The organism is Streptomyces sp. NPDC020747 (assembly GCF_044334695.1).
Classification (GTDB): Bacteria; Actinomycetota; Actinomycetes; order Streptomycetales; family Streptomycetaceae; genus Streptomyces.
Genome location: NZ_JBIRTJ010000005.1, coordinates 505,518 through 519,780 on the forward strand (window position 1 = coordinate 505,518; position 14,263 = coordinate 519,780).

Annotated in this window: 11 protein-coding genes and 1 pseudogene; 8 read left to right on the forward strand and 4 right to left on the reverse strand. The window is 71.0% G+C overall.

The features are described from left to right. Window positions 1–78: 78 nt before the first annotated feature. Window positions 79–582, forward strand: a complete 504-nt coding sequence (locus ACH4YP_RS17390) for a DUF1203 domain-containing protein (RefSeq protein ID WP_398491063.1) — start codon at window positions 79–81, stop codon at window positions 580–582. A gap of 146 nt (window positions 583–728) precedes the next feature. Here the strand turns inward: ACH4YP_RS17390 and ACH4YP_RS17395 are convergent, their stop codons facing one another. After that, window positions 729–1,757, reverse strand: a complete 1,029-nt coding sequence (locus tag ACH4YP_RS17395) for an aspartate-semialdehyde dehydrogenase (protein WP_398491064.1) — start codon at window positions 1,755–1,757, stop codon at window positions 729–731. A gap of 129 nt (window positions 1,758–1,886) precedes the next feature. Then, window positions 1,887–3,956 (reverse strand): TerD family protein, encoded by a 2,070-nt coding sequence (locus ACH4YP_RS17400; protein ID WP_398491065.1) that lies wholly within the window; start codon window positions 3,954–3,956, stop codon window positions 1,887–1,889. Between the two features lie 163 nt (window positions 3,957–4,119). On the opposite strand from ACH4YP_RS17400, the gene ACH4YP_RS17405 reads away from it, so the two are divergent. Further along, a complete protein-coding gene (locus tag ACH4YP_RS17405) occupies window positions 4,120–4,680 on the forward strand; it encodes an RNA polymerase sigma factor (RefSeq protein ID WP_398491066.1) in 561 nt (186 codons plus the stop codon). 1 nt (window position 4,681) lies between these two features. Continuing rightward, a complete protein-coding gene (locus ACH4YP_RS17410) occupies window positions 4,682–5,536 on the forward strand; it encodes a hypothetical protein (RefSeq protein ID WP_398491067.1) in 855 nt (284 codons plus the stop codon). 125 nt (window positions 5,537–5,661) lie between these two features. Here ACH4YP_RS17410 and ACH4YP_RS17415 read toward each other — a convergent pair whose 3' ends face one another. Together ACH4YP_RS17415 and ACH4YP_RS17420 are read right to left on the reverse strand one after the other, a co-directional pair. Further along, on the reverse strand, window positions 5,662–8,967 hold the full coding sequence (locus tag ACH4YP_RS17415) for a S8 family serine peptidase (protein WP_398491068.1): 3,306 nt from the start codon (window positions 8,965–8,967) through the stop codon (window positions 5,662–5,664). A gap of 202 nt (window positions 8,968–9,169) precedes the next feature. After that, window positions 9,170–9,724 carry a CGNR zinc finger domain-containing protein gene (locus tag ACH4YP_RS17420; RefSeq protein ID WP_398491069.1) on the reverse strand — a complete coding sequence of 185 codons (555 nt, stop codon included), beginning with the start codon at window positions 9,722–9,724 and terminating at the stop codon, window positions 9,170–9,172. Window positions 9,725–9,877: 153 nt separating this feature from the next. On the opposite strand from ACH4YP_RS17420, the gene ACH4YP_RS17425 reads away from it, so the two are divergent. From ACH4YP_RS17425 to ACH4YP_RS17445, 5 genes and pseudogenes are all read left to right on the forward strand, one after another. After that, window positions 9,878–10,333: a VOC family protein gene (locus ACH4YP_RS17425; RefSeq protein ID WP_361064174.1), complete on the forward strand. Its 456-nt coding sequence runs from the start codon at window positions 9,878–9,880 to the stop codon at window positions 10,331–10,333. Window positions 10,334–10,342: 9 nt separating this feature from the next. Continuing rightward, entirely contained in the window at window positions 10,343–11,236 is an 894-nt protein-coding gene (locus tag ACH4YP_RS17430) for a pyridoxamine 5'-phosphate oxidase family protein (protein ID WP_398491070.1), read from the forward strand. 12 nt (window positions 11,237–11,248) lie between these two features. Next, on the forward strand, window positions 11,249–11,728 hold the full coding sequence (locus ACH4YP_RS17435; RefSeq protein ID WP_361064177.1) for an NUDIX hydrolase: 480 nt from the start codon (window positions 11,249–11,251) through the stop codon (window positions 11,726–11,728). Between the two features lie 232 nt (window positions 11,729–11,960). Further along, window positions 11,961–13,721: a TIGR03767 family metallophosphoesterase gene (locus ACH4YP_RS17440; RefSeq protein WP_361064179.1), complete on the forward strand. Its 1,761-nt coding sequence runs from the start codon at window positions 11,961–11,963 to the stop codon at window positions 13,719–13,721. 405 nt (window positions 13,722–14,126) lie between these two features. Further along, window positions 14,127–14,263 (forward strand): annotated as a pseudogene (locus ACH4YP_RS17445) (RNA-guided endonuclease TnpB family protein); the annotation flags it as partial.

A 14,263-nucleotide genomic window follows, 5' to 3' on the forward strand; every position in this document is an offset into this window, starting at 1 on the left:
CCTTCCACGGCTGATGCGGGGAACGCGATGTCCGTTTCCCGCCGGTGGGAGGCGTGCGGGGGCGGGAGTCTGGAACGCATGACGACATATACCGCGAGGCCGATCGAGCCGGGTGCGCTGAAGGAACTCCGTGACGTCGACGACGCGGGGCGGGCGTGTGTTCCGTTCGTGGAGGGGGAGGGCGGGAGTCCGCTGCGGTGCTGTCTGCGGCGGAGTGAGACGGGTGAGCGGGTCGCTCTCGTCTCGTACGCTCCCTTGCGGCGGTGGGCCGCGGGGGTGGGGGTCGACCCCGGGGCGTACGACGAGCAGGGGCCCGTCTTCGTCCACGCCGGGGAGTGTGGGGGGCCGGTGGGGGGTGGGGGCGAGCGATATCCGTTCGCCCGGGCCGGGGTGTTGCGTGTCGTGCGGCGGTACTCCCGCGAGGGGCGCATCCTCGGGGGGCGTTTTCTCGACCTGCCGTCGATGCCCGACGAATCGCTGGACGCGGCCTTCTCTGAGGCCTTCGCCGATCCTGGGGTGGCTCTGGTGCACGTTCGTGCGGTGGAGTACGGGTGCTTTCTGTATGAGGTGCGGCGGCCGTAGGGCTTTTTTCGCCCCCGCCGCCCCTACCCATTCCCGTCACTTACTCAGGGGCTCCGCCCCCGAACCCCCGCTCCTCAAACGCCGGAGGGGCTGAATTTCAGCCTGTCCGGCGTTTGAGGACGAGCGCGGCAGCCCCCAGGGTCAGGTCAGGCCTTGAGCTCCGCTGCCACCAGTTCCGCGATCTGGATCGCGTTCAGTGCCGCGCCCTTGCGGAGGTTGTCGTTGGAGACGAAGAGGGCGAGGCCGTGGTCGACGGTCTCGTCGGTGCGGATGCGGCCGACGAAGGAGGGGTCCTGGCCGGCGGCCTGGAGGGGGGTCGGGATGTCGGAGAGGGTGACACCCGGGGCGCCCGCGAGGAGCTCCGTGGCGCGCTCCACCGAAAGCGGACGCGCGAAACGGGCGTTGACCTGGAGCGAGTGGCCCGAGAACACCGGGACGCGGACACACGTACCGGAGACCTTGAGCGCCGGGATCTCCAGGATCTTGCGGGACTCGTTGCGGAGCTTCTGCTCCTCGTCCGTCTCGTTCAGACCGTCGTCGACGATCGAGCCGGCGAGCGGCAGCACGTTGAAGGCGATGGGGCGCTTGTAGACGCCCGGCTCGGGGAAGTCGACCGCGGAACCGTCGTGCGTCAGCTTGTCCGCGTCCGCCACGACCTTCTGCACCTGACCGTGCAGCTCCGCCACGCCCGCGAGCCCCGACCCGGACACGGCCTGGTACGTCGCGACGACCAGCGCTTCGAGGCCCGCCTCCTCGTGGAGCGGCTTGAGCACCGGCATCGCGGCCATCGTCGTGCAGTTCGGGTTGGCGATGATGCCCTTGGGACGGTCGGCGATCGCGTGCGGGTTCACCTCGGAGACCACGAGGGGCACCTCCGGGTCCCTGCGCCACGCCGACGAGTTGTCGATCACGACGGCACCCTGGGCGGCGACCTTCTCGGCGAGGACCTTGGAGGTGGCGCCGCCCGCGGAGAACAGGACGATGTCCAGACCGCTGTAGTCGGCGGTGGAGGCGTCCTCCACGGTCACGGCCGAGTCCTTGTAGTCGATCGTCGAACCGGCCGACCGCGCCGAGGCGAACAGCCGCAGCGTCTCCATCGGGAAGTCCCGCTCAGCGAGGATCTTGAGCATGACCGTGCCGACCTGACCGGTGGCTCCGACGATTCCTACCTTCACGGCGACTCCTTTTGCCTGTGCATTACTGGCCAGTGTTTCCATCATGCGTCTCACCCCGGCCCGCCTGTCCAATCCTTTGACCTCGGAGACCGAGTGCTGGGACGGGCCGGGGGTCCCGCGAAGGGGCGGTCAGCCGCGGTTCTCGATCGTCCAGTTTCCGTTGGTCCTGATCTGGAGGAAGCCCCCGGGCAGCCGCTGCAGCCCGGAGGCCGTACTGATCCGGCGTACGGGCCGCAGGCTTTCGTCGAGCTCCCAGATCACCAGCAGGTCGAGCATGCCCCGGCCCTCGTGGGTGAGCATCATCTCGGTTTCCGGACCGGTGTGACGTACGACTCCATAGCCCTGCCCCGACACCTGGCGGCCCTGTCCGCCGAGGGCGGGAGCCGTGTCGAGGGGAGCGTGATCGAGCCGCCAGCCGGTCTCGTCACCCGCCTGGACCAGGAGGAAGCAGTACCCGGCCTCCGACACCCACAGCGGGCCGGTCACCGGCCGGCGGCGCCCCGCCGTGTCCGCGCAGATCGCACGCTTGCCCTCGGGCTGCACGGTCCAGCTGTCCAGCCAGCCGTCGTCGCCGGTGGTCCGGCGCAGGCCGACCAGGGCGGGCGGACCGGTGTAGCCGAGCACCGTGCTGCCCACGCCCTCCACCGAGCCCGTCAGCGGCTGCGCCTGCTCGACCGGCAGCAGCCGAAGACTCCAGTCACCGGCGTCCTCGATCCGCAGCCTGGCTTCGGGCTCGCCCTTGCGGAACAGGAGTGTGCGGCCGCGACGCCCGTTGTTGTCGCCCCGCAGAAGCTTTTCCTCGTCGTCGTACTCGTCGAGCAGTTTGACCTCGTACCCCATGAACGAGCCCTCGTCCGAGATCGCGTACTCCAGGATCGCGGGCCGCCCCGGGGCCGGGTTGACCAGCGTGACCGTGCTCTTGCCCCGGCCCGTGTAGACGCCGGAGGCCTGGGCCGCGGCCCGGTCGAGCACGGGCAGGGGGCGGGCGGTGAGCTGCCAGGGGCCGTCGGCCTCGATGAGGAGCAGGAGGGGGCCGGCCGGGACGGGCACGGTCTGGCGCAGCGCGTCGGTCTCGTTGACGAGCAGGTCGTACTCGTCCGGGTTCCGCAGGTTCGCGATCTCCTGGCTCCTGAGCGCGAAGTAGCCGCTGCCGTCCTCGTCACCGGCGAACTCCACGTCGATGTCGGCCGCGGTGCCGGTGTACGCCACCACCTCCGGGCCGTACCCCTGGAGCGGGGAGTCCAGCCGGCGGGTCACCGAGAGCGGCTGGACCATGACCGTCCAGTCGTTGTCGGCCTCCACCCGCAGCCGCAGGGGGATGCCCTCCGGCGGGTGCACGAGGGTGCGGCCGCGGAAGTCGCGCAGGGTGCTGTTGTAGAGGAGGTCGTCGTCCTTGTTGCGGCGGTCGAGGGTGTGCATGCAGAAGTAGCCTTCCCCCTCGTGCCACGCCTCGACGACCACCGGACCAGGCGGAATGGGCGCGTTGACGGAGACCACCCCGTTGCCGCGGCCGCGCTGTACGAAGGGCTGGAAGTCGGGGCCGAAGGAGACGGCCGCCACCGGTGCCTGCGGCGCCGGGCCGGGGTGCGGCGGCACCGCGTCCCGGACGTCGTAGGCGGGTGGTGCGGTCGGGGCCGGAACCGGTATGGGCGCCGGTATCGGGGGCGGTGTCGGATCCTCCACCGCTATCCCGAAGTCGGTCGCGAGGCCCGCGAGTCCGGACGCGTAGCCCTGGCCCACCGCGCGGAACTTCCAGGTGCCGTTCCTGCGGTAGAACTCGCCGAGCACGAAGGCCGTCTCGTCGGACGCGTCGGTCACGTCGTAGTGGGCGACGACGGTGCCGTCCCCGGTGAGCGCCTGCACACTCAGCCCGGGCACGGAGCCGAAGACCCCGCCGTCGCAGGACCCGGCGATCACCACCCGCTGCACCTCGGGTTCGATGTGCGGCAGGTTCAGCTCCAGCCACTCGGCGAGCTGCCCGCCGCCGTCGGCCGTGCCCGCGTGGCGTACGGCCCCGGAGGGGTGCGCGGGCTGGTTGTAGAAGACCAGGTCGGCGTCGCCGCGTACCTTGCCCAGGGCGTCGAGAAGCAGCGCCGAGGCATCCACGGACGGAGCCCCCGGAACGTTCCGCCGACAGACCGCCACACGCAACAGAGCTGCGGGAACAGGGGTGTTGGCACCTTTGGTGATGTGCGTCATGCGGCACATGGTGGCAGTGGAGACGGTGTGAAGTCGATAAGCGGGAAATGTGGAGGATGAGGGTCCGTAAAGATCTCCGCGATCGGGCCGAAAAGATCTCCCGGATCGGGCCGAACGTTTCCCGCACCAGCGGCGTCCTAGAGAAAACGCGGCGAGGGGAGGGGTGGCTGTGCTGCGCAGAAAAGCCCGCCGCGTCCAGGGGGGCGGGGAGAGCGCCGGGGGGACGCTCGACGACCCTCTGGACGCGGCCCAGGAGCGCCGGGTGCGAGCCGTGCTCGCGCTCGGCGGGGTGCCGCAGGCGGACCTGCCGGACGGGGTACAGCAGGTCCGGCTGCGGCTCCTGGAGCGGGCGGCGAGCGGGGCGGAGGCGCCGCGTGACGTGTCGGCGTGGGTGGCGGTCGTCGCCTCGAACCTGGCGATGGACTGGCATCGCGCGAGGCGCCGCCAGGAGCGGATCGGCGAGCGGCTGGCCTCGCTGAGGCCGCCGGAGCAGGTCGCGGGGGAGTCGGGTGAGGACACGAAGGTGATGTCGCTCGCCGTGGCCCAGGGTCTGGACGAACTGCCGGACGCCCAGCGGCAGATCCTCGTGCTGCGTTTCTACGCCGACCTGCCCGTCCGTGGCATCGCCGAGGAGCTCGGCATCCCGGAGGGCACGGTCAAGAGCAGGCTGCACACGGCGGTCCGCGCGCTGCGCGCCCGTCTGCACGAGGACGAGGTGGTGTGACGTGGCCGAGTACGAAGGAATGGACGCGCTGCTGGCCGCGCTCACGGACGAGCCCCTTCCCGAGGGCGCCCGGGACGACGCGGAGTTCCAGGCGGAGCACCGGTCGGCCCTCGCGGACGTCGCCCTGCTCAGGGAACAGCTGCGGATGATGGGCGACACGCTGGCCGCCGAGACATCGGGTGCGGAGACACCGAGTCCAGCGAAACCGGTCGCGGGAGGCGGGCGGTCCGAAGCCGAGCCGTTGCCGGCCCCCGCACCGCACAGGACACCGAAGCCGCTCAGGAAGCCGAAGTCGCTCAGGGCGCCGAAACCGGTGAGGCCGTCCCGGCCGTCCCCGCCGCTCTGGTTCCGGCGTTACGCGGGGGTCGCCCTCGGCACCCTCGTGGTGGGCGCGGGCACGGCGATGCTCGGCGGGATGGTGTGGCTCGGGATGCATGGGGGCGCCGCCGACGGCGGTTCCTCCGACTCGTCGGCCGCGAAGCATGACGACAGCGGGGGCAACGAGTCGTCGTACTCGCCCGAGACGCACCTCGCGTGCTCCAAGGTCCTCGTCGAGGGGACCGTACAGAGCATCACGCCCGCCGCCGACGGGAACGTACGCGTCGTGCTGAAGGTGAAGCGCTACTACCGGCCCGAGCAGTCCGTGGCGGACCACCCGACGATCACGGTAACGCTGCTCGACAGTGCCAGGGCGGACCTGAAGGTCGGCACGTACACCCTGGTCAGGGTGCCGGTGTTCCCGCAGGACCGGCAGGACTGGGAGACCGGCTGGGGCGTCGGCGACGCCCGCAAGGGCATCCTGGAGGCGCTGCCGGGAGCGCGGGGGATGGAGTGCGCGGGCCCGAACGGGGGGTAGGGCCGGTGGACGACGGGAAGGGCGGGCGCCCGGTGGGACCGGACGCCCGCCCTTCTCGTACAGAGAGCAAGTCGCTCAGAGAGCAAGGCCGTTCAAGGAACACGGCCTTTCAGAGGGTCGCGACGCTACGGCGTGACCTTCTCGATCAGCACGCTGCCGGTACCGGCCACCGTGCCCCGCGCGTTCACGAGCTGCGCGCGCCCGAAGAACGTCCGGCCCTCCGGCGGCGCCGCGTTCGCGACGACCTTCGCCTCGACCGAGGCGGTGGCCCCGGTGCCGAGCTTCACGGGCGTCGAGTCGACCTGGACCTCGCCGAGCGACGGCGCGAAGTACACGTCGAGGTAGTCGTACGCCGTGGAGCCCGCCGGGATCGCGTAGCCGACGACCTCGATGGTGTACGTGCCGGCGGCGGGCGACGGGACGGAGACGGACTCCTCGGAGTCGCCGTCCGCGGACTGAGCGACCTGGTTGCCCTGCGCGTCGTAGACGGTCAGGTCGAGGTCCGCCGCGGCGTCCGAGACGTTGCCGATGGTGACGTCGAGCGAACCGGCGCCCGCGGGCACGTCCACCGTGGTGGTGTCCGTGGCGCCGTCGGCGATGGTCGGCCGCGCGTTCTTGGAGGAGCCGAGCGGGCCGCCCTTCAGCGAACCGTCGACCGTGGCGAGCTTGTTCGTCACCTTCCAGGAGACCGGGGCCGGCGTGCCGACCTTGGCCTCGGGGACGGTCACGACCGCCGGGTCGAAGTCGGCGCCGAGCACCTCGACCTTCAGCTTGTACGGGTTGTCGAGCACCGGCGACGTACGGCGGGACTCGACCTCGATCTCCCAGACGCCGGGCTGAGGGTCGGCGTACGCACGCACGTCGGGCTTGCAGCCGTTGCCGTCGAGGTAGTTGTTGTAGCAGAACGGCGTCGAGGTGTTGTCGACCGGAACGCCGTACGGGTGGATGGCGATGAACCGGGTCTGGCTCTTGTCCTTCAGCCCGCCGATCGCGACCTCAAGGGCCTTGGCGCCCTCGGGGACGGTCACGAAGTACGACTTGCTCTCGTTGCGCTGGACATTGCCGGACGCCGAGTAGGTGTACTTCAGCGGGGCGGAGACCACGACCGTGGTGAGGACCTGCTTGTCGATGCCCTCGGTCCTCGGGTCGTCGACCTCCAGGATCGCGCTGCTGAGACCGGAGTTCTCCGGCTTGGCGGCGACCTTCACGGTCACCGGCTTGTTCAGCGGCAGGGACACCTCGTCACTGCCGACGATCCTGAACGTGTCGTCCCGGTTGTTCTCCAGGTGCAGCTCGTGCCGGATCGCACGGTCGGCACCGGTCGTACGGGTGATGGTGACGTCGTACGTCTTCTTCTGGCCGACCTTGAGGCCGCCCTCGCGGTCGTAGAGGCCCGTGCCGAAGCCCGGGGTCTTGAGCGCGAAGTCGATCGCGGTGTCGACCGGGGCCTTCACCGTGTACTCGTGGGCGGTGGCGCCGTCACGGATCGAGTCCCAGGCGTCGGGGATGTTGACGAGGCCCGCGCCCTCCGCGTACGCCTGCGTGCCGCTGATGTGGTCCGCGGTCGAGGTGAGCGCGGTGCGCAGCTTGGCGGGCGTCAGGTCGATGTTCTTCTGCTTCGCGGCGCTCAGCAGCAGCGCGGACGCGCCCGCGGCCTGCGGGGACGCCATCGAGGTGCCCTGGAGCATCGAGTAGCCGGCCGGCAGGGAGTAGCCCGCCTCGGCGACCGGGCTGCCGGGCAGCCAAGTCTGCGTGGTGTTGATGGAGGCGCCGGGCGCGGTCAGCGTCGGCGTGAAGCCGCCGTCCTCGCGCGGTCCGCGCGAGGAGAAGGGCAGCATCGCGTACTTCTTCTCCACCGCCGAGCCGTAGTTGGACGCCCAGGTCTCCTTGGAGATGGACGCGCCGACCGAGATGACCTTGTCGGCCAGGCCGGGGTCGCCGATCGTGTTGGCGCCGGGGCCCGAGTTGCCGGCCGAGATGACCAGCTCGACGCCGTAGGTGTCGATGAGGCGGGTGTAGAGCTCGGCGCGCGCGTTGTTGCCGTCGTTCAGCGCCGGGAGGCCGCCGATGGACATGTTGACGATGTCGACGCCGCGGTTGGCGACGAGGTCGATCATGCCCTCGGTGAGCGCGACGTTGGTGCAGCTGGGGCCGAAGAGGCAGGCGCGGGAGGAGACGACCTTCGCACCGGGCGCGGCACCGTTCATCTTGCCGCCGAACAGCCCGTTCGCGGCGGTGATGCCGGCGACGTGCGTGCCGTGCTCGCTCGATATCAGGCCGATGTTGACGAAGTCGCGCTTCTGGCCGACCCAGTCGCCGCCCAGCGGGTCCATCGGGACGTCCTTGCGGATCTCCACGACGAACGGCTGCCGCTCGACCACGTCGGTGGCCGGGTTGTCGGTACCGAAGTAGCCGATCTGGTACCCGTCCTTGTACGGCTTCATCGGCGCGTCGTCGGTGAAGTCGCTGTTGCCGTTGGAGTCGACACGCACCGTGCCGGCCGCCGCGTCGTACAGCACACCCCAGGCGTCGGTGGTGTCGCCGTCGCGGTTCACGTCGCCGGCCGCGTCGCCGCCGGCGGTCGCGGACTCGCGGAAGAGGTTCACCTGGTAGCTGCCCGCAGGCGCGGTCCACGTCTTGCCGCTGAAGGCGAACGTGGGCCCGGACACGGAGGTCAGCATCGCGCGCCAGGACGCGTCGCCGTCGATGATCGGGTCGGTGGACGTCACCCAGTCGACGATCTTGCGCTCGCCGGTGGTGGTCTTCTGCAGCGCGGGGTGCGCCAGGTCCACGCCGGAGTCGAGGACGCCGATCGTGATGCCCCGGCCGTCCGCCTTCGGGTTCTTCTTCACGAAGTCGACGGCACCCGTCTCGAACGACGGGTTGTACGGGTTCTCGGCGGGGGTGTTCTTGCCGGGCGCCGGGTAGGCGCCGGCCGTCGGGCCCTTCTTGGCACCCTTGGCGGTGTCGGCGGACGGCGTCGGGTCGTCCAGCGCGATCTCCTGGCGCAGGTCGATGCCGTGCACGGAGGAGAGCTTGGCGGCCGCCTTGATGGCCGCGTCGGCCTTGGCGGTCGGGACGGTGGCGCGGACGTAGCCGAGCTTGTCGTAGGTACGGCCCACGGAGCCGCCCTTCACCGCGTCGAGCTGGTCCGCGACCTGCTCGGTCTGCCCCGGCGCGGTGGCGACCATCATCGTGACGTTCTTGTCGCCGCCGGCCTCGGCCTCGGCGAGGAGGTCGGCGTCGTCCGAACCGAGCTTGCCGCTCGCGGACTTGACCGATGTGTCGACGGGCGTACCCGGATCGTCCGCGGAGAAGGCCATGGGTATCGGCCCCGCCGCGGAGAGTGCGGCCACGAGACCGGCGGCCACGGCTATGCGCGCCGCGCGTCTCGCGCCGGTGATCGGAGCTCGCTGAGGGTTGGGGGTCATCAGCATCCTTGTAGGTAAAGGAAAGTCCGTTGACGATCGGAACGATCGCCCCAGTCCGGTATGTGAACCCGGATGACCGCTCAGCTTTACCCAAGTGATGGATGTTTGGGGAGGGTTGACCGTGACGTGAAGTGTCCATGGCGTAATTCCGCCATACGCCACCGGAGGCATAGCCGTGTATGGCCGGACATTCCCGGAGGGCTCAGCCCTCTCGCGTGCGCGCGTAGTGGCGGGATGCCTTCGCGCGGTTGCCGCAGGAGGCCATCGAGCACCACCGGCGGGTGCCGTTCCGCGAGGTGTCGAAGAAGTGCAGGACGCACGACTCGTGGGCGCAGCGCCGGACGCGGTCGGGGGCGGTGTCCAGCAGTTCCAGGTAGTCGCGGGCCGCGAGCCAGGCCGGTCCCCAGGACGGGTCGCGGAACTCGGCCTCTTCGCCGGGCCCCTCCGCGGTCAGGGTGGCCCGGATCCGCCCGTGCGCGAGCACGGCGTCGACCCGGCCCGCGCCCTCCGCCAGGGATCCGTCCGTCAGGGATCCGTCCACGGTGGCCCGCAGCGCGTCCCGTGCCGTCAGCGCGTGGCGCAGGGTCGCCTCGTCGGCCGTGAACTCCAGCGCGTTGGCGGCCAGCCACACCGCGAGCCCGTCGGTGTCCGTCAGCAGGTCCTGGATCACACCCTCGTGCATCCACCGTGTGTTGAGCAGGTCCAGGGAGAGCGGCTCCCCGGTGAGCGGACGTGGATCCCGGGCGGCGACGGACATCTGACGGCTCCCTGCTTTCCCGGTCGGCGTGCACCTACCGGCTGCCCCTGCTAACCGGTCAAGAGTATGTGACCGGTTGACGCCAACCGATTCTAACCTCTAAAGTCACTTACAACGGTTAGTTCATGCTGGGCCCGACGCAAGGGGAGTGCCATGTCGACGACCACCGCACCGCGCACCGGCCACACCGGCCTCAACGTCACGGATCTCGACCGCTCGCTCGCCTTCTACCGGGACCTCCTCGGCTTCACGGTGATCGTCGAGGGCAAGGAGGAGGACCGGCGGTACGCGTTCCTCGGCGAGGACGGCCGCCCCGTGCTCACGCTGTGGCAGCAGGCCGACCACGGATACACGGCGACCGGCGCGGGGCTGCACCACCTGGCCCTGGAGGTCGACACGGTCGAGCAGGTCAGGGCGTACGAGACGGCACTGCGCGCCCATGGCGTGGACTTCGCCCACGAGGGCGTCGTGGCCCACCGCGAGGGCGCCGCGTCCGGCGGCATCTTCTTCCACGACCCGGACGGCACCCGCCTGGAGATCTGCACGGCCCACGGCGCGGAGGGGGCCCCGGCGCCGTCGGGCGAGGCTCCGACCTGCGGATTCTTCTAGGCCGAACCGATGGAGGAGGACACCGTGACCTATCACTCCGGCTCGCGTGCCGTGCAGGACCGGGTCGGTGTGCGTGACATGGCCGATCATGTCGGACGGTCCATCGGGGAGGGGCTGCGACCGGTGGCCGCCGCCTTCCTGGAGCTCCAGCCGATGCTCGTGCTCGGCGCCGCCGACCCGGACACCGGCCGGGTGTGGGCCTCCCCGGTCACCGGCGAGCCCGGCTTCGTACGGGCCACCGGACCGCGCCAGATCTCGGTCCAGGGCGGCCCACGCGCGGGCGACCCACTCACCTCCGCGCTCGCCGTCGCCGGGACCCCGGTCGGCACCATCGCGCTCGACCCGCGCACCCGCCGCCGCATGCGGCTCAACGGCCGCTCCCGGCCCACGCCCCGCGGCCTGGCGGTCAAGGCCGACCAGGTCTTCTCCAACTGCCCCAAGTACCTCCAGAAACGGGAGTCGTACGAGACGGTCGCGCGCACCCCGGGCGAGCCGCTGCGCGGCAGCGAACTCGGCGCGGCCCAGCGGGAGTTCGTCCGCGCCGCCGACACCTTCTTCCTCGCCACCGTGCACGGGGACGGCGCCGACGCCAGCCACCGCGGCGGCAACCCCGGCTTCGTGCACGTCACTTCGCCGACCGAGCTGAGCTGGCGCGACTACCCCGGCAACTCCATGTTCCTCACCCTCGGCAACCTCGCCGCCGACCCGCGCGCCGGACTCCTCCTCCTCGACTGGGAGACGGGCGCCGCCCTCCAGCTCTCCGGCACGGCCCGCACGGAGTTCGCCCCCGACGGCACCCGCACCGTCCGCTTCACCGTCGAGGCGGTCGTGGACACGCCCGCGGCGAGCCCGCTGCGCTGGACGCCGCCCGAATACTCACCGGCGAACCCGACCCTGCCGTAATAACGTCGGCGCATGCACAAGGAGTTGAGGGTGGCGGCCTACGCCGTATGCGTGCGCGACGGCCGGATTCTGCTCGCCCGCCTGGTGGAGAAGAACGGCACCAGGCCCTGGACGCTGCCCGGCGGCGGCATGGACCACGGCGAGGACCCGTACGACACCGTGATCCGGGAGGCGGAGGAGGAGACCGGGTACACGGTCGAGCCCCTCGCGCTGCTGGGCGTCGACTCCGTCCGGCGCAGCTACGCGCGCCGCCTCGGACCCGCCGCCGACTTCCAGGGCCTGCGGATCGTCTACGAGGTCGGCGTCACCGGCGGCGAACTGCGCCCCGAGACCGACGGCTCCACCGACCTGGCCGCCTGGCATCCTCTCGACGAGGTGTCCGCCCTGGACCGGGTCGGCCTCGTCGACGTGGGTCTCAAACTGTGGCGGGACCGGCCGGCGGTGGGGCGAGCGACGGGCATCCCCGAGTACCCCGAGACCTCCGGGAAATAGTTTCCGTACCCAGCCAGGTGAACTTGGAGTGACCGCCTCCTCTCGGTTCGAAGAGGGCTCGGTGGACGCGGAGGGTAACCAAGATCCACGTACGGTGATCGGCGCTGCCCGTTGCTGTCCAGTTAACGCGCAGGTCACCCCTGGTGCCAACGATCCAGTATGAGCGGGCAGTTCGCGTCAGTGAACCGCCCGCGACCACTGCTGACGCGTTCGGACCCGGGGAGATCGCGCCATGTCGCGCATACGCTCTGTCGCCACCGCCACTGTTCGTGACCGCCGAGCCTTCCTGGCCGCCACCGGGGCGGTGTCCCTCTCCGCGGGCATCGGCCTCGCGCTGCGGCCCGGTTCGGGCGAGGCCGCCGCGCACACCGCCTCGACCCAGGGGCAGCCCCTCGCGGTCTCCCGCCCGGCACCGGCCGCGCCGCTGGCCCCGTACACCCGCGGCACCACCCTCTCGACGGTCGCGGTCCCGCGCGGCGGCTCCGGCTACCGGCGGCTCGGCGACGGGCCCGCCTGGTCCCGCGTCGTCCGCGGCGACCTGGCCGCGCCCAAGGCGGGCCGCGGCGAACGGCGCACCGCGCTCGCCGCGTTCGTGCAGTTCACGGACCTGCACCTGGTCGACGTACAGCACCCGCTGCGCTACGAGTACCTGCGCGCCCAGACCGCCAGCGCCTGGCGCCCCCAGGAGGCCCTGTCGGTGCCCGGCGCGGTCTCGCTCGTCGAGCGGGTCAACGCGCTGCGCGGCGCCCCCGTCACCGGCTCGCCCCTGCACTTCGTGATGACCACCGGCGACAACACCGACAACAACGCCAAGACGGAGCTGGACTGGTTCCTGAAGGTGATGAGCGGCGGCCGGATCACCCCCAACTCCGGTGACCCGAACCGCTACGAGGGCGTCCAGAACAGCGACCTCAAGCTGTACTGGCAGCCCGACGCGGCCCTGCGCGACGCCGACAAGCAGCTCGGCTTCCCGCGCATCGACGGCTTCCTCGCCGCCGCGATCCGCGAACTGCGCAGCCCCGGCCTCAACCTCCCCTGGTACTCCACGGTCGGCAACCACGACTCCCTGCCCGGCGGCTGCTACGCGCCCGGCGACTCCTTCTTCACCGACTTCGCGGTCGGCGGCAAGAAGCTGATGACCCTCGACGAGTCGCAGGGCGTCGCCATCTGGAACAACGTCAAGAAGGGCGGCGACCCCAAGGGCGCGGCCTTCAAGGCGATGCTCAAGTCCCAGGCACGGAGGATGCGTTCGGTCACCCCGGACGAGGGCCGCGCCCCCTTCACCCCCGCCGAGTACCTCCAGGCACACCTCGACCCCGCGCACACCGGAGCGGGCCCCGTCGGGCACGGCTACTCGCAGGCCAACCTCGCCGCGAGGACGCAGTACTACACCTTCCGCATCGCCGACGGCCTGCTCGGCGTCAGCCTCGACAGCACGGACCCGGGCGGCCACTACGAGGGCTCGCTCGGCACCGCCCAACTGCGGTGGCTGGAGCGCACGTTGAAGGCGGCCGAGAAGAACAAGGAACACGTCGTCGTGTTCAGCCACCACACCAGCAAGTCGATGCGTAACCTCCGCGAGGACCCGGCCCACCCGGGCGAGCGGCGGCACGGCGGCGACGAGGTGCTCGCCCTCCTCGGCAAGTACCGCTCGGTGCTGGCCTGGGTGAACGGCCACAGCCACAAGAACAAGATCACCCCGCACTCCGCCCCGGACGGCCGTTCCTTCTGGGAGGTCTCCACCGCCTCCCACGTCGACTTCCCGCAGCTCGCCCGGGTGATCGAGATCGTCGACAACCACGACGGCACGGTCTCCCTGTTCACCACGCTCATCGAGTCCGGCGCCCCGCACACCACGGACTTCGCCGACCTCTCCCAGACGGGCCTCGCCGCCCTCTACCGAGAACTCTCCTCCAACGCCCCGGGCGCCCGAACGGACTTGAGCGGCGAGGCGGGAGACCGCAACACGGAGCTGGTATTGAAGAAGGGCTGAGCCCCTTCAGGGGCGCGGGGTTGGCCGCCTGGACGGGGTGCCGCGTCAGTGACGGTCGGGGCCGGGGCCACCGCGTCGGCGACCTCGTCCGCGCGCCCGATCCGGTCGAGTGGGACACCTGCGGCGAATCGTGACCTGCTTCTTGCGAGGAGGCTCCGGCGTTCACGCCGGGGAGGAATCGCATCCGGGTGTCGCGACGTGGAGCGTCGCCGCATCCGGTTCAGGGCGCGGGGCGCCCGTACCGCTGTCGGTATCGCCGGGGTGATGCGAACGCGTGTGCCTGTGGTCGCTGGTCGGGGTGATGGCTGGGGGATAGGGGTGCGTATGTGCGGCTGTCGTACGTATGGTCCTTCGCAGGGTTCGGGATAGCGCGGTGTCCCGGCCGGGGTCGTGAGGGGAGGCGAGATGACGCAGGTGGGGGCGGTTGCGGAGGCGGGGCATGCCCGATACACCTACCGGCTGCGTGTGCCGTCCACGGCGCGTACGGCCCTGGTGGCGGAGTGGGACCGATGCCGCTGGGTGTGGAACGAGTGTGTCGCCAA

Coding starts and splice junctions, on each gene's coding strand:
- ACH4YP_RS17390 (WP_398491063.1), top strand. CDS start 79: ATGACGACATATACCGCGAGGCCGATCGAGCCGGGTGCGCTGAAGGAA.
- ACH4YP_RS17400 (WP_398491065.1), bottom strand. CDS start 3,956: ATGACGCACATCACCAAAGGTGCCAACACCCCTGTTCCCGCAGCTCTG.
- ACH4YP_RS17415 (WP_398491068.1), bottom strand. CDS start 8,967: ATGACCCCCAACCCTCAGCGAGCTCCGATCACCGGCGCGAGACGCGCG.
- ACH4YP_RS17420 (WP_398491069.1), bottom strand. CDS start 9,724: ATGTCCGTCGCCGCCCGGGATCCACGTCCGCTCACCGGGGAGCCGCTC.
- ACH4YP_RS17425 (WP_361064174.1), top strand. CDS start 9,878: ATGTCGACGACCACCGCACCGCGCACCGGCCACACCGGCCTCAACGTC.
- ACH4YP_RS17430 (WP_398491070.1), top strand. CDS start 10,343: ATGGAGGAGGACACCGTGACCTATCACTCCGGCTCGCGTGCCGTGCAG.
- ACH4YP_RS17435 (WP_361064177.1), top strand. CDS start 11,249: ATGCACAAGGAGTTGAGGGTGGCGGCCTACGCCGTATGCGTGCGCGAC.
- ACH4YP_RS17440 (WP_361064179.1), top strand. CDS start 11,961: ATGTCGCGCATACGCTCTGTCGCCACCGCCACTGTTCGTGACCGCCGA.